The organism is Microvirga zambiensis WSM3693 (assembly GCF_016735695.1).
In the GTDB taxonomy this organism is placed as follows: Bacteria; Pseudomonadota; Alphaproteobacteria; order Rhizobiales; family Beijerinckiaceae; genus Microvirga; species Microvirga zambiensis.
The window spans coordinates 67,934-89,365 of the sequence record NZ_JAERQD010000007.1; the positions used below are offsets into that span (position 1 = coordinate 67,934).

At 62.7% G+C, this 21,432-nt stretch carries 32 protein-coding genes and 1 pseudogene; 2 read left to right on the top strand and 31 right to left on the bottom strand.

Annotation, left to right across the window (positions count from 1 at the left end; all coding sequences use genetic code 11):
* Nucleotides 1-84: 84 nt before the first annotated feature.
* The 4 genes from rplQ to rpsM all read right to left on the bottom strand — a co-directional run bounded on the left by rplQ (nucleotide 85) and on the right by rpsM (nucleotide 2,581).
* Complete coding sequence (gene rplQ / locus JKL46_RS07715) at nucleotides 85-507, bottom strand: 50S ribosomal protein L17 (RefSeq protein ID WP_201831545.1); 423 nt, start codon at nucleotides 505-507, stop codon at nucleotides 85-87.
* A 125-nt stretch (nucleotides 508-632) separates the two neighbouring features.
* A complete protein-coding gene (locus tag JKL46_RS07720) occupies nucleotides 633-1,655 on the bottom strand; it encodes a DNA-directed RNA polymerase subunit alpha (protein ID WP_425493241.1) in 1,023 nt (340 codons plus the stop codon).
* 89 nt (nucleotides 1,656-1,744) lie between these two features.
* Nucleotides 1,745-2,134, bottom strand: a complete 390-nt coding sequence (rpsK, locus tag JKL46_RS07725) for a 30S ribosomal protein S11 (protein WP_009764323.1) — start codon at nucleotides 2,132-2,134, stop codon at nucleotides 1,745-1,747.
* A 78-nt stretch (nucleotides 2,135-2,212) separates the two neighbouring features.
* The gene (gene rpsM, locus JKL46_RS07730) at nucleotides 2,213-2,581 is read right to left on the bottom strand and encodes a 30S ribosomal protein S13 (protein WP_009764322.1); all 369 of its coding nucleotides are present in this window, start codon (nucleotides 2,579-2,581) and stop codon (nucleotides 2,213-2,215) included.
* Nucleotides 2,582-2,874: 293 nt separating this feature from the next.
* Between rpsM and JKL46_RS07735 the strand changes: the two genes are divergently transcribed.
* The gene (locus JKL46_RS07735) at nucleotides 2,875-3,213 is read left to right on the top strand and encodes a DUF6968 family protein (RefSeq protein WP_201831549.1); all 339 of its coding nucleotides are present in this window, start codon (nucleotides 2,875-2,877) and stop codon (nucleotides 3,211-3,213) included.
* Nucleotides 3,214-3,256: 43 nt separating this feature from the next.
* On the opposite strand, the gene JKL46_RS07740 is transcribed toward JKL46_RS07735, so the two are convergent.
* The 27 genes and pseudogenes from JKL46_RS07740 to rpsL form a co-directional block, all read right to left on the bottom strand.
* The gene (locus JKL46_RS07740; protein WP_201831551.1) at nucleotides 3,257-3,838 is read right to left on the bottom strand and encodes an adenylate kinase; all 582 of its coding nucleotides are present in this window, start codon (nucleotides 3,836-3,838) and stop codon (nucleotides 3,257-3,259) included.
* Between the two features lie 146 nt (nucleotides 3,839-3,984).
* The gene (gene secY, locus JKL46_RS07745) at nucleotides 3,985-5,322 is read right to left on the bottom strand and encodes a preprotein translocase subunit SecY (protein WP_201831553.1); all 1,338 of its coding nucleotides are present in this window, start codon (nucleotides 5,320-5,322) and stop codon (nucleotides 3,985-3,987) included.
* 105 nt (nucleotides 5,323-5,427) lie between these two features.
* On the bottom strand, nucleotides 5,428-5,901 hold the full coding sequence (gene rplO / locus JKL46_RS07750) for a 50S ribosomal protein L15 (protein WP_201831555.1): 474 nt from the start codon (nucleotides 5,899-5,901) through the stop codon (nucleotides 5,428-5,430).
* Nucleotides 5,902-5,911: 10 nt separating this feature from the next.
* On the bottom strand, nucleotides 5,912-6,121 hold the full coding sequence (rpmD, locus tag JKL46_RS07755) for a 50S ribosomal protein L30 (protein WP_201831557.1): 210 nt from the start codon (nucleotides 6,119-6,121) through the stop codon (nucleotides 5,912-5,914).
* 14 nt (nucleotides 6,122-6,135) lie between these two features.
* Nucleotides 6,136-6,705 carry a 30S ribosomal protein S5 gene (gene rpsE, locus JKL46_RS07760; RefSeq protein WP_201831564.1) on the bottom strand — a complete coding sequence of 190 codons (570 nt, stop codon included), beginning with the start codon at nucleotides 6,703-6,705 and terminating at the stop codon, nucleotides 6,136-6,138.
* Nucleotides 6,706-6,768: 63 nt separating this feature from the next.
* The gene (gene rplR / locus JKL46_RS07765) at nucleotides 6,769-7,131 is read right to left on the bottom strand and encodes a 50S ribosomal protein L18 (protein WP_201831566.1); all 363 of its coding nucleotides are present in this window, start codon (nucleotides 7,129-7,131) and stop codon (nucleotides 6,769-6,771) included.
* A 12-nt stretch (nucleotides 7,132-7,143) separates the two neighbouring features.
* On the bottom strand, nucleotides 7,144-7,677 hold the full coding sequence (gene rplF, locus JKL46_RS07770) for a 50S ribosomal protein L6 (RefSeq protein ID WP_201831567.1): 534 nt from the start codon (nucleotides 7,675-7,677) through the stop codon (nucleotides 7,144-7,146).
* Nucleotides 7,678-7,713: 36 nt separating this feature from the next.
* Entirely contained in the window at nucleotides 7,714-8,109 is a 396-nt protein-coding gene (gene rpsH / locus JKL46_RS07775; protein WP_201831568.1) for a 30S ribosomal protein S8, read from the bottom strand.
* 15 nt (nucleotides 8,110-8,124) lie between these two features.
* Complete coding sequence (gene rpsN / locus JKL46_RS07780; protein ID WP_036358373.1) at nucleotides 8,125-8,430, bottom strand: 30S ribosomal protein S14; 306 nt, start codon at nucleotides 8,428-8,430, stop codon at nucleotides 8,125-8,127.
* A 39-nt stretch (nucleotides 8,431-8,469) separates the two neighbouring features.
* Nucleotides 8,470-9,036, bottom strand: coding sequence for a 50S ribosomal protein L5 (gene rplE / locus JKL46_RS07785; protein WP_201831569.1), 567 nt, complete (start codon nucleotides 9,034-9,036; stop codon nucleotides 8,470-8,472).
* Nucleotides 9,029-9,346 carry a 50S ribosomal protein L24 gene (rplX, locus tag JKL46_RS07790; protein WP_201831570.1) on the bottom strand — a complete coding sequence of 106 codons (318 nt, stop codon included), beginning with the start codon at nucleotides 9,344-9,346 and terminating at the stop codon, nucleotides 9,029-9,031. The genes rplE and rplX overlap by 8 nt, the downstream gene beginning before the upstream one ends.
* The gene (rplN, locus tag JKL46_RS07795; RefSeq protein ID WP_009764309.1) at nucleotides 9,346-9,714 is read right to left on the bottom strand and encodes a 50S ribosomal protein L14; all 369 of its coding nucleotides are present in this window, start codon (nucleotides 9,712-9,714) and stop codon (nucleotides 9,346-9,348) included. Before rplN ends, rplX begins: the two co-directional genes overlap by 1 nt.
* A gap of 165 nt (nucleotides 9,715-9,879) precedes the next feature.
* Nucleotides 9,880-10,119 carry a 30S ribosomal protein S17 gene (gene rpsQ, locus JKL46_RS07800; protein WP_099511396.1) on the bottom strand — a complete coding sequence of 80 codons (240 nt, stop codon included), beginning with the start codon at nucleotides 10,117-10,119 and terminating at the stop codon, nucleotides 9,880-9,882.
* 12 nt (nucleotides 10,120-10,131) lie between these two features.
* Nucleotides 10,132-10,344: a 50S ribosomal protein L29 gene (gene rpmC / locus JKL46_RS07805; protein WP_201831571.1), complete on the bottom strand. Its 213-nt coding sequence runs from the start codon at nucleotides 10,342-10,344 to the stop codon at nucleotides 10,132-10,134.
* A 10-nt stretch (nucleotides 10,345-10,354) separates the two neighbouring features.
* Complete coding sequence (rplP, locus tag JKL46_RS07810; RefSeq protein ID WP_099511394.1) at nucleotides 10,355-10,768, bottom strand: 50S ribosomal protein L16; 414 nt, start codon at nucleotides 10,766-10,768, stop codon at nucleotides 10,355-10,357.
* Between the two features lie 24 nt (nucleotides 10,769-10,792).
* Nucleotides 10,793-11,497 (bottom strand): 30S ribosomal protein S3, encoded by a 705-nt coding sequence (gene rpsC, locus JKL46_RS07815; protein ID WP_009764305.1) that lies wholly within the window; start codon nucleotides 11,495-11,497, stop codon nucleotides 10,793-10,795.
* Between the two features lie 11 nt (nucleotides 11,498-11,508).
* The gene (gene rplV / locus JKL46_RS07820; protein ID WP_201831578.1) at nucleotides 11,509-11,889 is read right to left on the bottom strand and encodes a 50S ribosomal protein L22; all 381 of its coding nucleotides are present in this window, start codon (nucleotides 11,887-11,889) and stop codon (nucleotides 11,509-11,511) included.
* Nucleotide 11,890: 1 nt separating this feature from the next.
* Nucleotides 11,891-12,169 carry a 30S ribosomal protein S19 gene (rpsS, locus tag JKL46_RS07825; RefSeq protein ID WP_099511391.1) on the bottom strand — a complete coding sequence of 93 codons (279 nt, stop codon included), beginning with the start codon at nucleotides 12,167-12,169 and terminating at the stop codon, nucleotides 11,891-11,893.
* A 15-nt stretch (nucleotides 12,170-12,184) separates the two neighbouring features.
* Nucleotides 12,185-13,021, bottom strand: coding sequence for a 50S ribosomal protein L2 (gene rplB / locus JKL46_RS07830; protein ID WP_201831580.1), 837 nt, complete (start codon nucleotides 13,019-13,021; stop codon nucleotides 12,185-12,187).
* A 20-nt stretch (nucleotides 13,022-13,041) separates the two neighbouring features.
* Nucleotides 13,042-13,338: a 50S ribosomal protein L23 gene (locus tag JKL46_RS07835; protein WP_099511389.1), complete on the bottom strand. Its 297-nt coding sequence runs from the start codon at nucleotides 13,336-13,338 to the stop codon at nucleotides 13,042-13,044.
* Nucleotides 13,335-13,955 (bottom strand): 50S ribosomal protein L4, encoded by a 621-nt coding sequence (gene rplD, locus JKL46_RS07840; RefSeq protein ID WP_201831582.1) that lies wholly within the window; start codon nucleotides 13,953-13,955, stop codon nucleotides 13,335-13,337. The genes JKL46_RS07835 and rplD overlap by 4 nt, the downstream gene beginning before the upstream one ends.
* The gene (rplC, locus tag JKL46_RS07845) at nucleotides 13,955-14,683 is read right to left on the bottom strand and encodes a 50S ribosomal protein L3 (RefSeq protein ID WP_201831584.1); all 729 of its coding nucleotides are present in this window, start codon (nucleotides 14,681-14,683) and stop codon (nucleotides 13,955-13,957) included. The genes rplD and rplC overlap by 1 nt, the downstream gene beginning before the upstream one ends.
* 47 nt (nucleotides 14,684-14,730) lie before the next feature.
* Nucleotides 14,731-15,039, bottom strand: a complete 309-nt coding sequence (gene rpsJ, locus JKL46_RS07850) for a 30S ribosomal protein S10 (RefSeq protein WP_009764298.1) — start codon at nucleotides 15,037-15,039, stop codon at nucleotides 14,731-14,733.
* 68 nt (nucleotides 15,040-15,107) lie between these two features.
* Nucleotides 15,108-16,298: pseudogene (gene tuf / locus JKL46_RS07855) on the bottom strand (elongation factor Tu).
* Nucleotides 16,299-16,342: 44 nt separating this feature from the next.
* On the bottom strand, nucleotides 16,343-18,418 hold the full coding sequence (gene fusA, locus JKL46_RS07860; protein WP_201831587.1) for an elongation factor G: 2,076 nt from the start codon (nucleotides 18,416-18,418) through the stop codon (nucleotides 16,343-16,345).
* Between the two features lie 19 nt (nucleotides 18,419-18,437).
* Entirely contained in the window at nucleotides 18,438-18,908 is a 471-nt protein-coding gene (gene rpsG / locus JKL46_RS07865) for a 30S ribosomal protein S7 (protein WP_009764295.1), read from the bottom strand.
* 27 nt (nucleotides 18,909-18,935) lie between these two features.
* Nucleotides 18,936-19,307 carry a 30S ribosomal protein S12 gene (gene rpsL, locus JKL46_RS07870; protein WP_009764294.1) on the bottom strand — a complete coding sequence of 124 codons (372 nt, stop codon included), beginning with the start codon at nucleotides 19,305-19,307 and terminating at the stop codon, nucleotides 18,936-18,938.
* A gap of 448 nt (nucleotides 19,308-19,755) precedes the next feature.
* Between rpsL and JKL46_RS07875 the strand changes: the two genes are divergently transcribed.
* Nucleotides 19,756-21,408 (top strand): glycosyltransferase, encoded by a 1,653-nt coding sequence (locus tag JKL46_RS07875; protein WP_201831589.1) that lies wholly within the window; start codon nucleotides 19,756-19,758, stop codon nucleotides 21,406-21,408.
* Nucleotides 21,409-21,432 lie beyond the last annotated feature (24 nt).

Here is a 21,432-nt window from a genome sequence, read left to right on the forward strand (position 1 = left end):
AAAGCGAAACACCAAGTTCCGGCCGCCTAAAACGAAAAGGGCGGCCCGAGGACCGCCCTTCATGAAATCCGATGACCTAAGAAATTACTCGGCGGCCTCGACGATCTCTTCCTTCATGGTCGGGCCCGAATCCTGGCCGCGCGCATCGACGTCGCGGTCGACGAACTCGATCACGGCCATCGGCGCGTTGTCGCCATAGCGGAAGCCGGCCTTCAGGACGCGGGTGTAGCCGCCATTGCGGTCCTGGTAGCGCTTGCCCAGCACGTCGAAGAGCTTCTTGACCATGGTCTCGTCGCGCAGCTTCGACATGGCGAGGCGGCGGGCATGCAGGTCGCCGCGCTTGCCGAGCGTGATCAGCTTCTCGACAACCGGACGCAGGTCCTTGGCCTTCGGGAGCGTGGTGACGATCTGCTCGTGCTTGATCAGGGCCGCCGCCATATTGGCGAACATGGCCTTGCGGTGTTCGGTCGTGCGGTTGAAGCGACGACCACGGAATCCGTGACGCATTGGCTTTCTCCTAAATCTTCCGGCCGCCGTGCCAAGGGACGGACCGTCTCTCTTGATTTCCGCCGGTTTCCGGCGGGGCTGGACCGAAGCCGCTCTTCAGCAATGAGAAGCGGCCTCGGACAATCTCAGTAATGCTCTTCGAAGCGCTTCGCGAGGTCTTCGATGTTCTCCGGCGGCCAGCCCGGCACGTCCATGCCGAGGTGCAGGCCCATGCCGGCGAGAACTTCCTTGATCTCGTTGAGCGACTTGCGGCCGAAGTTCGGGGTGCGGAGCATTTCCGCCTCGGACTTCTGGATGAGGTCGCCGATATAGACGATGTTGTCGTTCTTCAGGCAGTTCGCCGAACGGACCGACAGCTCGAGCTCGTCCACCTTCTTGAGGAGCGCCGGGTTGAAGGGCAGCTGCGGCGCGGTAGCGGCAGCCTCTTCCTTGCGCGGCTCTTCGAAGTTGACGAAGACCTGGAGCTGGTCCTGCAGGATGCGGGCGGCATAGGCCACGGCATCCTCGGGGGTCACGGCGCCGTTGGTCTCGACCGTCATGATCAGCTTGTCGTAGTCGAGAATCTGGCCCTCGCGGGTGTTCTCGATGCGATAGGAGACCTTCTTCACCGGGCTGTAGAGCGAGTCGACCGGGATGAGGCCGATCGGGGCGTCCTCGGTGCGGTTGCGCTCGGCCGGGACGTAGCCCTTGCCGGTGTCGACCGTGAACTCCATGCGGATCTCGGCGCCCTCGTCGAGGGTGCAGAGCACGAGCTCGGGGTTCAGGATCTGCACGTCGCCGACCGTGTTGATGTCGCCGGCGGTGACGAGGCCGGGGCCGGTCTTGCGGAGCGTCATGCGCTTCGCGCCCTCGCCCTGCATCTTGATGGCGATCGTCTTCACGTTGAGGACGATATCCGTCACGTCCTCGCGGACGCCCGGGATGGAGGAGAACTCGTGCAGCACGCCATCGATATGGATCGCCGTGACAGCGGCGCCCTGGAGCGACGACAGCAGGACCCGGCGCAGAGAGTTGCCGAGCGTCGTGCCGAAGCCACGCTCGAGCGGCTCCGCAACAACCGTCGCGATGCGCTTCGGATCGTCGCCGGGAGAGACCTCGAGCTTGTTCGGCTTAATCAGCTCTTGCCAGTTCTTTTGGATCACAACCACACCTCATGAGGTACGGCTTGAAGGGCGGCTTTTGGCCGGCCCTTTAAACCGGAACGCGCGCGGGCTCATGTCCCACGCGCAGGATAACCTTAGACGCGGCGACGCTTGCGCGGGCGGCAGCCGTTGTGCGGGATCGGCGTCACGTCACGGATCGAGGTGACGGTGAAGCCGGCCGACTGAAGGGCGCGCAGAGCGGACTCGCGGCCGGAGCCGGGACCGGACACCTCGACCTCGAGGGTGCGCATGCCGTGCTCGGCAGCCTTGCGGGCCGCATCTTCAGCGGCGATCTGCGCCGCATAAGGGGTCGACTTACGCGAACCCTTGAAGCCCATGGCGCCAGCCGAGGACCAGGAGATCGTGTTGCCCTGGGCGTCGGTGATGGTGATCATGGTGTTGTTGAACGAGGCGTTCACATGCGCCACGCCGGAAACGATGTTCTTGCGTTCGCGGCGGCGGACGCGGGTTGCTTCTTTAGCCATTCCAAAGATCCTTCAAGCGCGCCCGTCGTTCCAGGCGCTCGGGAGAAAGGGCCACCCGCCAGGGGTGGCCGATAAAACTTATTTCTTCTTGCCGGCGATCGGCTTCGCCTTGCCCTTGCGGGTGCGGGCGTTGGTATGGGTGCGCTGGCCGCGGGTCGGCAGGCTGCGGCGGTGGCGCAGGCCACGGTAGGCGGCGAGATCCATCAGGCGCTTGATGTTCATGGACACTTCGCGGCGCAGATCGCCTTCGACGATGTAGTCGCGGTCGATCGTCTCGCGGATGGCCAGAACCTCGGCGTCGGTCAGCTGATTCACGCGGCGCTCGGCCGGGATGTTGACCTTCTCGATGATCTCCTGGGCCTTCTTGGGCCCAATGCCGTGGATATACTGAAGCGCGATCACAACGCGCTTTGCGGTCGGGATGTTGACGCCTGCTATACGGGCCATCGTCCGTCTCCATGTCAGAAGCAAATGCTTCGGGTTTTGGTTATCGCGCGTCCGGTGGAGGCCGGCCCCTGCGCGGGCTTATGCAAAACAAAACGACCCGAGTGACTTCTTCCGAAGCCGTCCGAGCCGAGTGCCTACTTTGCAAGAGGACGCACATACCCGTGTTTTGGCGATACGTCAACCCCTTTAAGGACGCAACATTATCACCCCAGGGCAAAGCATCTGCTAAACTCAAGCTGAGGCCCGTGCAATGATGAGCATCTTGGGTCTACAGCCAAAACACTGGGTGACCCATGCTTATTGCCACACGAGAGCTGAAGTACCTAACCGAGGGTGGCACCACGATCTCGGTCCCGATATCTTTGTTCGCTCCAGAAAAGAACGACAAGGACTGGAGCTGCCGATACACCATAGGCTGGCCCGATGACACGGAATCCCGTGCGATCTACGGAGTCGACTCCGCACAAGCCCTTTTTCTGGCGCTTCAAGGCATCGGGACGGATCTGTATTTCAGCGACTATCACGAGACGGGTCGGCTATATTTCGAGAGGCCGGGAAGCGGCTATGGCTTCCCTGTTCCCAAAAATGCGAGGGATCTTCTCGTGGGAGAAGACAAGCGTTTCGAAGGCTGAATATCGCGAAGGCTGCCGAGGTGATCGGCGCCTCCCATATCTCTTACCGCCCCAGGATCCCCCGAATCGCCTCGGTCACCTCGTCGATCGGCCTCATGCCATCGGCGGTCTTCAGCGCGCCCTTGCTGTCGTAATAGGCCGAAAGCGGAGCCGTCTGATTCCGGTAGGCCTCGAGCCGGGTCTTGAACACGTCCGGATTGTCATCCTTGCGGACCGGTTCGCCGCGGGCCTCGGTGTCCTTGGCACGTTTGACGATCCGCTCGACCAGCTCGCCCTCGTTCACCTTGAATTCGATGACGGCGTCGAGCTTCAGGCCCTTGTCGGCGAGCATCCTGTCGAAAGCCTCGGCCTGGGCCACGGTGCGGGGAAACCCGTCGAGGATGAAGCCGCCCTTGGCATCCTGCTCCTCGATCCGGTCGGCGATGATCCCGACGACGATGTCGTCGGACACCAGGTCGCCCCGGTCCATGACAGCTTTGGCCTTGAGGCCGACCGGCGTACCGGCCGCCACAGCTGCGCGGAGCATGTCGCCGGTGGAAAGCTGGGGAATTCCCAGCCGCTCGACCAGACGCACGGCCTGAGTGCCTTTTCCGGCTCCCGGCGGCCCCAGCAGGATGATCCTCATCGACGTCCCCCTCACTTCGTCGAGAAATGCCCGCCTTCAGGCGAGATCTTTCAGTCTAGAGCCGGTCCCTTTGCAGGGACCAACTCTCTTTTTTAACTTATCGCATTTTCTAACGGCGAACCGGATCCACTTCGCCTGAAAATGCTTCAGCGTCTGCGCGCGCCTTTGAGCTTCGCCTTCTTGACGAGACCCTCATACTGGTGAGCCAGGAGATGGCCGTGCACCTGCGCGACGGTGTCCATGGTAACAGACACCACGATCAGAAGCGAAGTGCCGCCAAAGTAGAATGGCAAAGCCGCGTAAGACACCAGTAGCTCGGGAATCAGGCAGATGATCACCAGATAGGCGGCGCCCAGCACCGTGATGCGGGTCAGAACCTGATCGATGAAATCGGCCGTGCGCTCGCCGGGACGGATGCCCGGGATGAAGCCGCCCTGCTTTTTCAGGTTGTCGGCAGTCTCCGTCGGGTTGAAGACGATCGCCGTGTAGAAGAAGGCGAAGAACACGATCAGCGCCGCATACATGAACATGTAGGCGGGACGCCCGTGACCGAGATAGGCCGTCAGCATGGAGATGATGCCGGTACCGTCCGTGTTCGTCTGGAAGCTGGCGATGGTGGCCGGCAGCAGCAGGAGCGACGAGGCGAAGATCGGCGGAATCACGCCCGAGGTGTTCAGCTTGAGCGGCAAGAACGAGGTTTGCCCCTCATACATCCGGTTGCCGACCTGGCGTTTCGGATAATTGATGAGCAGACGGCGCTGGGCGCGCTCCATGAACACGACGAAATAGATGATGGCCACGGCCATGACGATGACGCCGAGAATCAGGCCGGTGGAGATCGCGCCCTGGCGGCCGAGTTCGAGAGTTCCGGCGATGGCGTTCGGCAGGTTCGCCACGATACCCGCGAAAATGATCAGGGAGGTGCCGTTGCCGATGCCGCGGGAGGTGATCTGCTCGCCCAGCCACATCAGGAACATGGTGCCACCGGTGAGCGTGATCACGGTCGAGATGAGGAAGAACGGACCTGGCGCCTGCACGATCGTGCCGGAGCTCTGCAATCCGACCGCGATGCCCCAAGACTGGAACACGGCCAGGAGAACCGTGAGATAGCGGGTGTACTGGTTCAGGATCTTGCGGCCCGCCTCCCCTTCCTTCTTGAGCGCCTCGAGAGAGGGCAGGACGGAGGTGAGGAGCTGAATGATGATCGAGGCCGAAATATACGGCATGATGTTCAGGGCGAAGATGGCCATGCGCTCCACGGCGCCGCCCGAGAACATGTTGAAGAGGCCGAGCACGCCGCCGCTGGCGTTCTGGAAGCTCTGCCTGAGAGCTTCCGGATCGATGCCGGGAAGCGGGATGTAGGTGCCGAGACGGTAGACGATGAGCGCGCCCAAGGTGAACCAGATGCGCTTTTTCAGCTCATCGGCCTTCGCGATGGCGCCGAAATTGATGTTTGCCGCAAGTTGCTCGGCTGCTGAGGCCATAGTGGTGTCCCCGAAATACCTGAACCGTGATGGTCATCACGCAAACGGCGGCCACGCGATCAGACGCGGGCCGCCGCCTGGATCCTAGTCAATGTGGGCGCTGGCTCACGCCTGCGCAACGGCACCCAGCAGGGTGACCGAGCCACCAGCCTTCTCGATCGCCTCGACGGCCGACTTGGAGGCGCCGTGGACCTGGAAGGAAAGCTTCGTCTTGAGCTCGCCGACGCCGAGGATCTTCACGCCGTCGCGCGGCTTGGAGACCACGCCCGCAGCCACTAGCGTCTCGACGGTGACGGCAGCGCCCGTGTCGAGCTTGCCGGCCTCGATGGCCTGCTGGATGCGGCCGACATTGACCTCGTTCAGCTCGATCGCGTTCGGCTTGTTGAAGCCGCGCTTCGGCAGACGACGGTGCAGAGGCATCTGACCGCCTTCGAAGCCCTTGATCGCCACGCCGGTACGGGACTTCTGTCCCTTCACGCCGCGACCACCGGTCTTGCCCTTGCCGGAGCCGATACCACGGCCGACGCGCATGCGGTTCTTGGTGGAACCTTCGTTGTCACGAATTTCGTTGAGTTTCATGACGCTCTCCTCACTGCCCGTCGACAACGCGCACGAGGTGCTTGACCTTTTCGATCATGCCGCGAACTGCAGGCGTGTCTTCCAAGGTCGAAGTACGGTGAAGCTTGTTGAGCTTGAGGCCGACCAGCGTCTGGCGCTGCTTGGCTTCGCGGCGGATCGGCGAACCGATCTGCTCAACGGTGACGGTGCTCTTCTCTGAAGCAGCGGGCTTCTTTGCCATTGTCAAAGCCTCCCTTACGCTTCAGCGCCAGCGGCTTCGCCGGCATCCGCATCGCGGCGGCGAGCCTGCAGCGTCGAGACCTTCAGGCCACGGCGAGCGGCGACCGAACGCGGGCTGTCCTCGTTCTTGAGCGCATCGAAGGTCGCGCGGACGAGGTTGTACGGGTTCGACGAGCCGAGCGACTTGGCGACCACGTCCTGCATGCCCACCACTTCGAAGACGGCGCGCATCGGGCCGCCGGCGATGATGCCGGTACCCTGAGGAGCGGCACGCAGCACGACCTTGCCGGCGCCGTGGCGGCCGTTGACGTCGTGATGGAGCGTACGGCCTTCGCGAAGGGCGACGCGGATCATGGAGCGCTTGGCAGCATCCGTAGCCTTACGGATCGCTTCCGGCACTTCACGGGCCTTGCCGTGGCCGAAGCCGACGCGGCCCTTCTGGTCGCCGACGACGACGAGAGCAGCAAAGCCGAAGCGACGGCCGCCCTTCACCACCTTGGCGACGCGGTTGATGTGGACCAGGCGGTCCACGAATTCGCTGTCGCGCTCTTCGCGATCAGCACGTTCTCTAGGTTCTCTAGCCATGAGACCTCTCACTTGCGCGGGCGGCGGGCCCGCTCGCTAAGGGTTTTCGGATTATACCCGCCGTTAGAAATCCAGACCGCTTTCACGGGCAGCGTCGGCCAGAGCCTTGACGCGGCCATGATAGAGGTAGCCCGAGCGGTCGAAGATGACCTGCTTCACGCCGGCAGCAACCGCGCGCTCTGCAACGAGCTTGCCCACTTCCTTCGCCGCATCCATCGTGGCGCCGGTCTTGAGCTTGCCCTTGAGGTCAGCCTCGATCGTCGAAGCCGAGGCGACCGTGTGGCCGCGCACGTCATCGATGACCTGGGCATAGATTTGCTTGGACGAACGGAAGACCGACAAACGCGGACGGCCATTCGCTGCCTTCTTGATCGCACGGCGCACACGAGCCTTGCGGCGATCTTCAGCGCCTTTCTTCTCAGCCATGATACGTCGTCCTTACTTCTTCTTGCCTTCCTTGCGGAAGATGAACTCGTCGGAGTACTTCACGCCCTTGCCCTTATAGGGCTCCGGACCGCGATATTCGCGGATCTCGGCGGCGGTCTGACCGACGACCTGCTTGTCGATGCCGGCAACGACCACCTCGGTCGGCTTCGGCGTCGTAATCGTGACACCGGCCGGGATCGCGTAGTCGATATCGTGGCTGTAGCCCAGCGACAGCTTCAGCACCTTGCCAGCGACGGCGGCCTTGTAGCCGACGCCGTTGATCTCGAGGCGCTTCTCGAAGCCCTTGGACACGCCCTCGACCAGGTTCGCCACCTGAGCGCGGGACATGCCCCACTTCGACCGGGCCGTCTTGGACTCGTCGCGCGGATTGACCGACACGGCGCCGTTCTCAAGAGCAACCGACACTTCTTCGGGAACGACGAACGAAAGCTCGCCCTTCGAACCCTTAACCTTCACCATCTGACCGTCAACGGTAGCCGTCACTCCGGACGGAACCGTAACGGGCTTCTTGCCTACTCGGGACATTTTCGAATCTCCGTGGTTCTGTGCGGGTGCTAAGGCTTAGAAGACCTTGCAGAGCACTTCGCCGCCCACGTTCTTCTCCCGGGCCTCGTGATCGGCCATCACGCCCTGGGGCGTCGAGAGAATGGTGATGCCCAGGCCATCGGCCACGCGCGGCATGGTGTCGACGGAAGCGTACACGCGGCGGCCCGGCTTGGAGACGCGCTCGATGGAGCGGATCACCGGCTGGCCGTCATAGTACTTGAGCTCGATCGAGAACTCGGTGCGGCCGTTGCCGAACTCGGTCTGCGAGAAGTCGCGGATATAGCCTTCGGACTTCAGGACCTCGAGAACGCGAGCGCGAAGCTTCGAGCCGGGGGTGGAAACGGACCCGCGACGGCGCATCTGCGCGTTACGGATACGGGTGAGCATATCGCCCAACGGATCGTTGATCATATGATGCTCTCCCCCTTACCAGCTGGATTTCACGAGGCCCGGGATCAGGCCCTTGTTGCCGAGCTCGCGCAGAGCGATACGCGACATGCCGAGCTTGCGGTAATACGCACGCGGACGGCCCGTGATCTCGCAACGGTTGCGGATGCGGGTCTTGCTCGCGTTGCGCGGCAGCTCAGCCAGCTTGAGGCGCGCCTCGAAGCGCTCCTCCATGGACTTCGACTCGTCGTTGGCGACCGCCAGGAGGCGCTCGCGGCGGCCGGCGAACTTCTTCACCAGCTCACGACGATGCTTGTTCTTCTCAATAGCGCTTTTCTTAGCCATGCTTTTATCTCCAGTGTCCGCGTTTGAGGACGGTTATCCTCACTGCCGGAACGGGAAGTTGAAGTGACGCAGCAGGGCGCGGGCTTCGTCGTCAGTCTTCGCCGTGGTGGTGATGATGACGTCCATGCCCCAGACCTGCTCGACCCGGTCATAGTTGATCTCAGGGAACACCAGGTGCTCCTTGATACCCATTGCGTAGTTGCCGCGGCCGTCGAACGACTTCGGGTTCAGGCCCCGGAAGTCGCGGACGCGGGGAAGCGCAACGGTCACGAGACGGTCAAGGAACTCGTACATGCGAGCCTTGCGCAGCGTAACCTTGGCGCCGATCGGCATGCCCTCGCGAACCTTGAACTGCGAGATAGCCTTGCGGGCCCGCGTGATCACCGGCTTCTGGCCGGCGATGAGCGCGAGATCGCCGGCGGCGACCGTAGCTTTCTTCGAGTCCGCGGTCGACTCGCCAACGCCCATGTTGAGGACGATCTTCTCGATCGTCGGCACTTCCATGGGGTTCTTGTAGCCGAATTCTTCAATGAGCTTCGGACGCACCACTTCCTCGTAGTGCTTCTTCAGCCGCGGCGTGTAGCCGTCCACCTGGGCCTTAGCCATCGATCAGGTCCCCCGAACGCTTGGCGAAACGGACCTTGCGGCCGTCTTCGAGAGTTTTGAAACCAACCCGGGTCGGCTTGCCGTCCTTCGGGTCCGCATAGGCCAGGTTCGACAGGTGGATCGACGCCTCTTTCGAGATGATGCCGCCCTCAGAGTTTGCCGACTGGCGCGTGTGACGCTTCACGAGGTTCACGCCACGCACGAGCGCGCGCTCTTCCTTGGGGAGCATCTGCACGACTTCACCGGTCTTGCCCTTGTCGCGACCGGTCAGGACGACGACCTTATCGCCCTTCTTGATCTTCGCGGCCATTAGAGCACCTCCGGCGCAAGCGAAATGATTTTCATGTGGTTCTTGGCACGCAGTTCACGCGGAACGGGGCCGAAGATACGGGTGCCGACCGGCTCTTTCTGATTGTTGATCAGAACGGCGGCATTACGGTCGAAACGGATGACCGAGCCGTCAGCGCGACGGATGTCCTTCGCGGTGCGCACGACGACCGCCTTCATGACGTCGCCCTTCTTCACGCGGCCGCGCGGAATAGCCTCTTTCACGGATACGACGATGATGTCGCCCACCGAAGCGTACTTACGCTTCGAACCGCCGAGAACCTTGATGCACATCACGCGACGGGCGCCGGAATTATCGGCGACGTCAAGATTCGTCTGCATCTGGATCATGGCTTTGATCCTTTCCTTTGTTTCAGACAGGTTTCCGGGCAAAAGGCACTATTGCCCCCCGGACTACGCCTGACGGGGATCTCATGTCCCCTGCCCTTCAAATGTCGAGAGAGGCGGCCGTATACACGAACCGCCCCCGTTAGACAAGCCCTTACGGCGGCCTTTTCAGGCCTTCGCTTGGTCGACGAGCACCCAGGTCTTGAGTTTGGAGAGCGGCTTGGTCTCTTCAATGAAGACCGTGTCGCCCACCTTGGCTGTGTTGTTCTCGTCGTGAGCGTGGTAGTTCTTCGTCTTACGCACGGTCTTCTTCATGACCGGGTGCGTGAAACGGCGCTCCACCTTCACGACGACCGTCTTGTCCTGCTTATCGCTGACAACGACGCCCTGCAAAACGCGCTTCGGCATCTCGATTTCCTCTTAAGCCTTAGCCGCAGCGGTCTTGTTGCGCTGCAGCGTCTTGACGCGGGCGATGTCCCGACGGACCTCGCGAACGCGCCCGGTGTTCTCGAGCTGGCCGGTCGCGCGCTGAAAGCGGAGGTTGAACTGCTCCTTCTTCAGGTTCAGCAACTCGTCCGACAGCTGGTCCTTCGACATCGCGTTGAGGTCGGAGGCTCTCTGCTTAGACTTCATGATCCCCTCCTTACTCGGCAATGCGCTGAATGAAGCGCGTCTTGATCGGAAGCTTCGCCGCGCCGAGGCGCAGGGCCTCGCGGGCGATATCCTCCGCCACGCCGTCGATCTCGAACATGATACGGCCCGGCTTCACCTTGGCCGCCCAGAATTCGGGAGCGCCCTTGCCCTTACCCATACGCACTTCGGTCGGCTTCGACGACACCGGCACGTCCGGGAAGATGCGGATCCACACCCGGCCCGCGCGCTTCATGGCGCGGGTGATGGCGCGGCGGGCCGCTTCGATCTGGCGAGCGTTGACACGCTCGGGTTCCATCGCCTTCAGGCCGAACTGGCCGAAGTTGAGGTCCGTGCCGCCCTTCGCGGTGCCGGAGATACGGCCCTTGAACTGCTTACGGAACTTGGTTTTCTTCGGTTGCAACATGGCAAACGTCTCCTGACCCCTCGGTTACGCCGCTTGCTCGCGGCGGCCACCGGAGCGGCCTCCTTCGTCATTCATCCGCTTGTCCTGTGCCATCGGGTCGTGCTCAAGGATTTCGCCCTTGAAGATCCAGACCTTGATGCCGCAGGTGCCATAGGTCGTGAAGGCCGTGGACGTACCGTAATCCACATCCGCACGCAGGGTGTGCAGCGGAACGCGGCCCTCGCGGTACCATTCCAGGCGGGCGATTTCAGCGCCACCCAGACGGCCCGAGCAGTTGATACGGATGCCCTCGGCGCCCAGACGCATCGCCGACTGAACGGCGCGCTTCATGGCGCGGCGGAACGCAACGCGGCGCTCGAGCTGCTGGGCGATCGAATCGGCCACCAGCGTCGCATCGACTTCCGGCTTGCGGACTTCGACGATGTTGATCGCCACATCCGCGTCCGTCATCTTCGAGACGAGCTTGCGCAGCTTCTCGATGTCGGCACCCTTCTTGCCGATCACAACGCCCGGACGACCCGAGTGGATGGTGACACGGCACTTCTTGTGCGGACGCTCGATGACGATCTTCGAAACGGCGGCCTGCTTGAGCTGCTTCATGAGAGCTTCGCGGATCGCCATGTCCTCATGCATCAGCTTGGCATACTCGCCTTTGCCGGCGAACCAGCGCGAGTCCCAGGTCCGGTTGATGCCGAGCCGAAGACCGATCGGGTTGATTTTCTGACCCATCTGGTTCTCCTTTATGCCTGTTCGGCAACTTCCCGAACCACGATCGTGAGGTTCGAGAAGGGCTTCATGATACGAGCACCCCGGCCACGAGCCCGGGCGTGGAAGCGCTTCATGACGAGCGCCTTGCCGACATAAGCCTGGCTGACGACGAGATCGTCCACATCGAGGTTGTGGTTGTTCTCGGCGTTGGCAATGGCGCTCTCGAGGCACTTCTTCACGTCGCGAGCGATGCGCTTGCGGGAGAACTCGAGATCGGCGAGAGCCGAAGAAACCTTCTTGCCGCGGATAAGGGCCGCAACAAGATTGAGCTTCTGGGGGCTGACGCGCAGCATGCGAGCGACGGCTTGAGCCTCGGTGTCGCTCAGTGCGCGAGGAGTCGCGGCCTTACCCATCTTACTTCCTCTTCGCCTTCTTGTCCGCCGCGTGGCCGTGGAAGGTGCGGGTCGGCGAGAACTCGCCGAACTTGTGACCCACCATTTCCTCGCTCACGTTGACGGGAATGTGCTTCTGACCGTTGTAGACCCCAAACGTGAGGCCCACAAACTGCGGGAGGATCGTGGAGCGGCGGCTCCAGATCTTGATGACCTCGTTGCGGCCCGAACCACGGGCAGCCTCGGCCTTCTTGAGGAGGTAGCCGTCGACGAACGGACCCTTCCAAAGCGAACGTGCCATGACGTGCCTCTATCCTTACTTCTTCCGAGCGTGACGGCTCGACACGATGAACTTGTCGGTCCGCTTGTTCGAACGGGTTTTCTTGCCTTTGGTCGGAACGCCCCACGGGGAAACCGGGTGACGACCACCGGAGGTGCGGCCCTCACCACCACCGTGCGGGTGGTCGATCGGGTTCATGGCGACGCCGCGGTTATGCGGACGCTTGCCGAGCCAGCGGTTACGACCGGCCTTGCCCACCGAGGTGTTCATGTGGTCCGGGTTCGACACCGCACCGACGCTGGCGAAGCACAGGCCATGGACCATGCGCTGCTCGCCGGAGTTCAGGCGGACCGTCACGTAGCCCTGGTCACGACCCACGATCTGAGCGTAGGTGCCGGCGGAGCGGGCGAGAGCGCCGCCCTTGCCGATCTTCAGCTCGACATTGTGGATGATCGTTCCCACCGGCATGTTGCCGATCGGCATCGCGTTGCCCGGCTTAATGTCGACCTGCTCGCCGGCCGACACCTGATCGCCGACAGCCAGACGCTGCGGAGCCAGGATGTAGGCCTGCTCGCCGTCGGCGTAGCCGATGAGCGCGATGAAGGCGGTGCGGTTCGGATCGTACTCGATCCGCTCCACGGTCGCCACATCGCCCAGGCGGGAGCGACGCTTGAAGTCGACCAGACGGAGGGTGCGCTTGTGCCCGCCGCCACGGAAGCGGACGGTCACGCGACCCAGGTTGTTACGGCCGCCGGAGGAGCTCTTGCCCTCCGTCAGCTTCTTGACCGGCTTGCCCTTGTAGAGCTCGCTGCGGTCGACGATCACCAGCTGGCGCAGGCCGGGGGTGATTGGTTTGAATGTTTTCAAAGCCATCGGATCACTCTCTCAACCGATCAGAGGCCCGTCGTGACGTCGATGGTCTGGCCCTCTGCGAGGGTTACAACCGCCTTCTTCACGTCCGACCGCTGGCCGCGGGTGCCGCGGAACATCTTCACTTTGCCCTTGGTGACGAGCGTGTTGACGCTCTTCACCTTGACATCGAACAGCTTCTCAACCGCTTCCTTGATCTGCGGCTTCGTCGCATCCAGTCGAACCTTGAAGACGACCTTGTTCTGTTCGGACAGGGCCGTGGCCTTCTCGGTGATGACCGGGCTTACGATCACATCGTAATGGCGCGGGTCCAGGCTCATTTGAAGCGCGCCTCCAGCGCATCGACAGCCGACTTCGTGAGAACGAGCTTCTCGCGACGCAGGATGTCATAGACGTTGATGCCCTGCACCGGCAGGACGTCGATGTTCGGGATGTTGCGAGCAGCCCGCTGGAAGTTCGTCTCGATCTCGGCGCCGCCGATGATCAGGGCGTTGCCGAGGCCGAGCTTGCCGAAGCGCTCGACGAGAGCCTTCGTCTTGGGCTCGGACAGCGTCACGTCGTCGATCACGACGAGCGAGGCATCCTTCGCCTTGGACGAGAGCGCGTGCTTCAGGGCGAGAGCGCGAACCTTCTTGGGCAGGTCGTGAGCATGGCTGCGGACCTGCGGGCCGAAGGCACGACCGCCACCCCGGAACTGGGGAGCGCTCGCGGCGCCGTGACGGGCGCTGCCGGTGCCCTTCTGCTTGTAGACCTTCTTCGTCGTCCGGTCGATGTCCGAACGATTCTTGACGGCGTGCGTGCCGGCCTGACGCTTCGCGAGCTGCCAGCGGACGCAACGGGCAAGCAGATCGGCGCGCGGCTCGAGGCCGAAGATGGCCTCGTTCAGATCGACCGAACCGGCCTTGGCGCCTTCGAGCGTGGTGACATCAAGTTTCATCACGCATTCTCCTCTTGGGCCTGCTCAGCCTGAGCGGCGGGCGCAGCCTCGTTGCCGGTGCGGAACGAGCCGGGAACCGGCACTTCCTTCGGCAGCTTGCGCTTCACCGCGTCGCGGACGAAGATCCAGCCGCCTGCAACGCCGGGAACGGCGCCTTCGACGAGGATCAGACCGCGCTCGACGTCGGTCGACACGACGCGCAGGTTCTGCGTCGTCACGCGCTCGACACCCAGGTGACCCGGCATCTTCTTGTTCTTGAACGTCTTGCCCGGATCCTGGCGGCCGCCGGTCGAACCGATCGAGCGGTGGGAGACCGACACGCCGTGCGTGGCGCGCAGTCCGCCGAAGTTCCAGCGCTTCATGCCGCCGGCGAAGCCCTTACCGGTCGTGATGCCCGTGACATCCACGAACTGACCGGCAATGAAGTGATCAGCGGTGATCTCGGCGCCGACCGGGATGAAATTATCCTCGGAGACGCGGAACTCCGCGAGCTTGCGCTTCGGCTCGACCTGAGCGACGGCGAAACTTCCGCGCTCGGCTTTCGAAACGTTCTTCACCTTGGCCTTGCCGACGCCGACCTGCAGCGCGGTGTAGCCGTTCTTTTCCTTGGTCCGGTGGGCGACAACCTGGCAGCTGTCGACCTTCAGAACCGTGACAGGGACATGTTCACCGGCATCCGTGAAGATGCGGGTCATCCCGACTTTCTGTGCAATGACGCCTGAGCGCATGTGCGTATCCTCTCGGCGTGTCTACCGACAGCTCCAAGCCCAAAGGCTCAGAGCTTGATTTCCACGTCCACACCAGCAGCGAGATCGAGCTTCATCAGAGCGTCAACCGTCTGCGGGGTGGGGTCCACGATATCGAGAACACGCTTGTGAGTGCGCATCTCGAACTGCTCGCGCGACTTCTTGTCGATGTGCGGCGAGCGAAGCACCGTAAAGCGCTCGATGCGCGTCGGCAGCGGGATGGGCCCGCGAACCTGAGCGCCGGTCCGCTTCGCGGTCGACACGATTTCCCGTGTCGAAGCGTCGAGGATCCTGTGATCGAACGCCTTAAGGCGAATACGAATGTTTTGACCGTTCATGGCTTATCCATTCAACGATGGAAGCGGCCGGACCGAAACCCGGCCGCCATCCAAAGATCCTCTCAGAATTAATCGATGACTGCGGCGACGACGCCGGCGCCGACGGTGCGGCCGCCTTCACGGATGGCGAAGCGCAGCTTCTCCTCCATGGCGATCGGCGCGATCAGCTCGACTTCCATCGTGATGTTGTCGCCCGGCATCACCATCTCGGTGCCCTCGGGCAGCTTCACCACGCCAGTCACGTCCGTCGTGCGGAAGTAGAACTGCGGACGGTAGTTGCCGAAGAACGGCGTATGACGGCCGCCCTCTTCCTTCGTCAGGATGTACGCCTCGGCCTTGAACTTCGTGTGCGGCTTGATCGAGCCCGGCTTGCACAGCACCTGGCCGCGCTCCACGTCCTCGCGCTTCGTGCCGCGCAGCAGAACGCCCACGTTGTCGCCCGCCTGGCCCTGGTCGAGCAGCTTGCGGAACATCTCGACGCCCGTCACCGTCGTCTTCTGTGTGTCGCGAAGACCCAAGATCTACACTTCCTCGCCGACCTTCACGATGCCGCGCTCGACGCGACCCGTCACCACCGTGCCGCGGCCCGAGATCGAGAACACGTCCTCGATCGGCATCAGGAACGGCTGGTCAACCGGACGCTCCGGCTGCGGGATGTAGCGGTCGACCTCGGCCATCAGCTCGAGCACGCGCTCGCGGCCGATCTCCGGCGAACGGTCTTCCAGCGCGCACAGGGCCGAGCCCTTCACGATCGGAATGTCGTCGCCGGGGAAATCGTACTTCGACAGAAGCTCGCGCACCTCGAGCTCGACCAGGTCGAGCAGCTCGGCGTCGTCGACCATGTCGACCTTGTTCATGAACACCACCAGCGCCGGAACGCCGACCTGGCGCGCCAGAAGGATGTGCTCGCGCGTCTGCGGCATCGGGCCGTCGGCCGACGACACCACCAGGATCGCGCCGTCCATCTGCGCCGCACCCGTGATCATGTTCTTCACATAATCGGCGTGCCCGGGGCAGTCGACGTGCGCGTAGTGGCGGTTCGTCGTCTCGTACTCGACGTGCGCCGTCGAGATCGTGATGCCGCGCGCCTTCTCTTCCGGCGCCTTGTCGATCTGGTCGTACGCCGTGAACGTCGCCCCGCCAGACTCCGCCAGAACCTTCGTGATCGCCGCCGTCAGAGACGTCTTGCCATGGTCCACGTGACCAATCGTCCCAATGTTGCAGTGCGGCTTATTCCGCTCAAACTTTTCCTTCGCCATCGTGGCACCCGTTCCTTTGATCGTTCAATATTCGCTTAGTGGGTTCAGGCGTATTTCGCCTGAACCTCGGCAGCCACGTTCGACGGCACCTGCTCGTAGTGGTCGAACTGCATCGTGTAGTTGGCCCGGCCCTGGCTCATGGAGCGCAGGGTGTTCACGTAGCCGAACATGTTGGCGAGCGGGACCATCGCATTGATGACCACGGCATTGCCGCGCATGTCCTGACCCTGGATCTGGCCACGACGGGAGTTCAGGTCGCCGATGACCGAACCCGTGTAGTCCTCGGGGGTCACGACTTCGACCTTCATCACCGGCTCGAGCAGAACCGATCCGCCCTTCTGAAGGGCCTCACGGAGAGCGGCGCGCGAAGCGATTTCGAAGGCGAGAGCCGACGAGTCGACTTCGTGGAAGGCACCGTCGATGAGCTCGACCTTGACATCGACCACCGGGAAGCCGGCGACGACGCCAGCGCCCACGACCGACTGCAGGCCCTTTTCAACGCCCGGGATGTATTCCTTCGGAACCGCACCACCGACGATCTTCGAATCGAACGCGAATCCGCCACCCTGCTCGTTCGGCTGAACGACGATCTTCACGCGGGCGAACTGGCCCGTGCCGCCGGTCTGCTTCTTGTGGGTGTAGTCGACTTCGGCCTTCTTCGTGATCGTCTCACGGTAGGCGACCTGCGGAGCGCCGATATTCGCATCGACCTTGTAGGTACGACGGAGAATGTCGACCTTGATGTCGAGGTGAAGCTCGCCCATGCCCTTCAGGATCGTCTGGCCCGACTCCTGGTCGGTGGAGACGCGGAAGGACGGATCCTCGGCAGCCAGCTTCGACAGAGCCAGACCCAGCTTTTCCTGGTCGGCCTTCGACTTCGGCTCGATCGCGATCTCGATGACGGGCTCGGGGAACTCCATCTTCTCGAGGATCACGGCCTTGATCGGGTCGCAGAGCGTGTCGCCGGTGCGGACGTCCTTGAGGCCGGCGAGAGCGACGATGTCGCCCGCATAGGCTTCCTTGATGTCCTCGCGGTTGTTCGCATGCATGAGAAGCATGCGGCCGACGCGCTCCTTCTTGTCGCGGGTCGAGTTCAGGATCGAGGAACCGGCCTCGACCTTGCCCGAGTAAACGCGGCAGAAGGTGATCGTGCCGACGAAGGGATCGTCCATGATCTTGAAGGCGAGCATGGAGAACGCGTCGTCGTCGGTCGGCTTGCGAACGGTCGGCTCCTCGGTCTTGAAGTCGATGCCTTCGACGGCGCCACGGTCAACCGGGGACGGCAGGAAGGCGACGACGGCGTCGAGGAGCGGCTGAACGCCCTTGTTCTTGAAGGCCGAGCCGCAGAGAACCGGATGGAACGCGCGACGCTGGACGGCGGTACGAACCAGGCGACGCAGGGTCTCCTCGTCCGGCTCCTGGCCGTCCAGGTAGGCCACCATGGCATCGTCGTCCATCTCAACCGCAGCCTCGATGAGCTTGCCGCGATACTCGACAGCCTGATCCTTCAGGTCGGTCGGGATCTCTTCCTCGCTGAAGGAAGCGCCCAGAGCCTCGCCGTTCCAGACGATCGCCTTCATCTTGATGAGGTCGATCACGCCCTGGAAGTTGCTCTCAGCGCCGATCGGCAGCTGAAGGCAGACGGGCTTGCCGGCGACGCGGTCGATGATGTCCGCGACGCACTTGAAGAAGTCGGCGCCGGTCTTGTCCATCTTGTTGACGAACACGATACGCGGAACGTCGTACTTGTCGGCCTGGCGCCACACGGTCTCGGTCTGGGGCTCGACGCCCTGGTTGCCGTCGAGAACGCAGACGGCGCCGTCGAGCACGCGCAGCGAACGCTCGACTTCGATGGTGAAGTCGACGTGGCCGGGAGTGTCGATGATGTTCAGGCGCTTGTCGTTCCAGAAGCAGGTGGTGGCAGCGGACGTGATCGTGATGCCACGCTCCTGCTCCTGCTCCATCCAGTCCATGGTGGCGGCACCCTCGTGCACTTCACCGATCTTGTGGGACTTGCCGGTGTAGTAAAGGATGCGCTCGGTCGTGGTGGTCTTGCCGGCATCGATGTGGGCCATGATGCCGAAATTCCGGTAGTCCTCAATCGCGTGCGTGCGGGGCATCGCTCAGCTCCTCAGGCCTTTACCAGCGGTAATGCGAGAACGCACGGTTGGCTTCCGCCATACGGTGGGTGTCTTCGCGCTTCTTGACGGCATTGCCGCGGTTGTTCGATGCATCGAGCAGCTCGGCGGAGAGGCGCTCGACCATGGTCTTGTCGTTGCGGCCGCGGGCGGCCTGGATGATCCAGCGGATCGCGAGAGCCTGACGGCGCTCCGTGCGAACCTCTACCGGGACCTGGTACGTGGCACCGCCGACGCGACGGGAACGCACTTCGATCGCGGGAGCGACGTTGTCGAGGGCCTGCTTGAAGACCTCGAGCGGGTTCGCCTTGGCGCGGCTCTCGATGCTGTCGAACGCACCGTAGACGATGCTCTCGGCAGCGGACTTCTTGCCGTCGTACATGATGGAGTTCATGAACTTGGTGACGACGATATCCCCGAACTTCGGATCCGGGATGATCTCACGCTTTTCGGCGCTGTGGCGGCGGGACATGAGCTGACCTCAATGACAGTTGACGGCTTACTTCGGCCGCTTCGCGCCGTACTTCGAACGACGCTGCTTACGATTCTTCACGCCCTGGGTGTCGAGGACACCGCGGAGGATGTGATAACGGACACCCGGAAGATCCTTCACGCGGCCGCCGCGGATCATGACCACGGAGTGCTCCTGAAGGTTGTGGCCTTCGCCCGGGATGTACCCGATGACTTCGAACCCGTTCGTCAGACGAACCTTGGCGACCTTACGGAGAGCCGAGTTCGGCTTCTTCGGGGTCGTCGTATAAACACGCGTGCACACGCCACGCTTCTGCGGGCAGGCCTCAAGCGCGGGAACCTTATTCCGGCTCTTTTGCGCCGTCCGCGGCTTGCGGATCAGCTGAGAGATCGTTGGCATCCTGTGCCCTCTTTCACCAGCCACCGACCCGGTGGCCTTTGAGTGTCTTCAACGGTTGAACGCTGCGCCTCGCTTCTGCGGACCTTTTGGGTTGCACAAAACGAAGCCACGCCATTGACTTGGGTAAGCCCCTGGCGCGGTGCGATTGCAGAGGACCACGATTATTACCGCGGTCGTGCCCTAAATCTGACATTTGTCAGTCAAGGTTGAGTTCGGCAGCGTTTAGGCAGCATCGGTCGAAGCTAGGCGCTTCAACTCGCGAAAACCTACGGCCAGCCGGAAAGTCCGGTCTCTCTATCGTCCGAGTCGCCGAAAGTCAACACTTTTCGGTAAGGATCCCGGACTGCCCCGGCCGGATCGGCAAAACCTCTGCCGCTCCCGGCCTCGCACGGGTTCCCTAAGGCCCCAAGCATGGTTATGGAATAACAGGACATCAGGGCCATATTCCGTGACCGCAGCTATCCACTTCGAGACAGAAGCCTATCAGGTGACCCATGGGAAACCAATGGGGCGCCATTTTGCCGGTTACGGCTTCCTCTCCGCCTTCGCCCGCCATGCCTCCGGTTCTGCCCTTACGGGATATGTGAAGAACGCGAAGATCGGCGAGGAATTCCGCCGATTTGTCAAGGATTTGCAACAGGATAGGCCACTGGACTATATCGTCGCGGCGAAAGCGGGAGGGTTGAAGAGGATAGGTTGTCTTTTCACACCGAGCCCCATCAATGCGGTTCAGGCCTGGCAGCGCGAGCTTCACGGCTCCCGCGCCTGGAGCCTGTGCGGTGTGAATCACACTCTCTCCTCCGCCCGGGCGATGGACGGTCTCAGCGACCTGCTGACGGCTCCGGTTCAGCCCTGGGACGCGATCATCTGCACCTCCAGGGCATCCCGCGAAGTGATCGAGACCCTGTTCTCGCGCCAGGAGGAATATCTCACTCGGCGGCTTGGGGCGAGCCGCTTCGTCAGGCCGCAGCTGCCCGTGATTCCCTTGGGAGTGGATTGTGAGTCGCAGGCCCAGAAGCCAGGTTATCGGGACACGGCGCGCGGCGCGCTCGGAATCTCTCAGGGCGACTTCGCGGTCCTGTTTCTGGGCAGGCTATCCTTTCACGCCAAAGCCAATCCGGCTCCCATGTATCTCGCGCTCGAACGGCTCGCCGCCCGGCACCGGGTGGTTCTGATCGAATGCGGCTGGGCCGCCAACGACCAGATCGTCCAGGCCTTCGCCGATGCCCGTGCCAAGCTCTGCCCTTCCGTCCGGTCCATCGTCCTGGACGGGCGCGAGCCGGAGGTGCGAACCAAGGCATGGGCTGCGGCCGATGTGTTCTGCTCCCTCTCCGACAATATCCAGGAAACCTTTGGCCTGACCCCGATCGAGGCCATGGCCGCCGGGCTGCCGGTGGTGGTGACCCATTGGGACGGCTACAAGGACACGGTCCGAGACGGCATCGACGGCTTTGCCGTTCCCACCATGATCCCCCCGTCCGGGGTCGGACAGCGCATGGCGATCCGACATTCCCTCGAGGTGGATTCTTACGATTCCTATATCGGTCAGGCCTCGACGGCCGTCGTCGTCGATGTCGATGCCACTGCTGTCGCGTTCGAACGTCTGGCGGGGGATCCCGAGCTCCGCAGGCGCATGGGTGCCAGCGGTGCCGCCCGAGCGAGGGAGCTGTTCGACTGGAAGGTTATCGTCAAGGCGTACGAGGAGCTTTGGGCCGAACTCGCCCTCATGAGGACGAAAGGTGAGACGACCACCCTCTCCTCTCCCGAAAAAGCTGCCTTCTGGCCTGCCCGCCCCGATCCGTTCGAACTTTTTGCCGGTTTTCCGACCGCGAGCTTCTCGGCTCATCATAGAATCGAGCCGGCAGCCGGTTTGGGCGAAACGGAGGTCTTGGAGCGGCTCGCCCTGAAGATCGCACTTGTGAGTGCGACACCCGATCTTTCGGTCGAGCTCCTGCTCAATCTGTGGAAGGGGGTCGGCGCTAAAGGCGCGAGTGCCAGGGATATTCTCACCGTGAACCAAGTCCTACCGCCCGCGGCTCTCATCCATGGCCTGATGCTTCTGGCCAAGCTCGGCCTCGTCAAAATCCTCAGGCCGGCATGAAAAAAGGCCGCCCGGAGGCGGCCT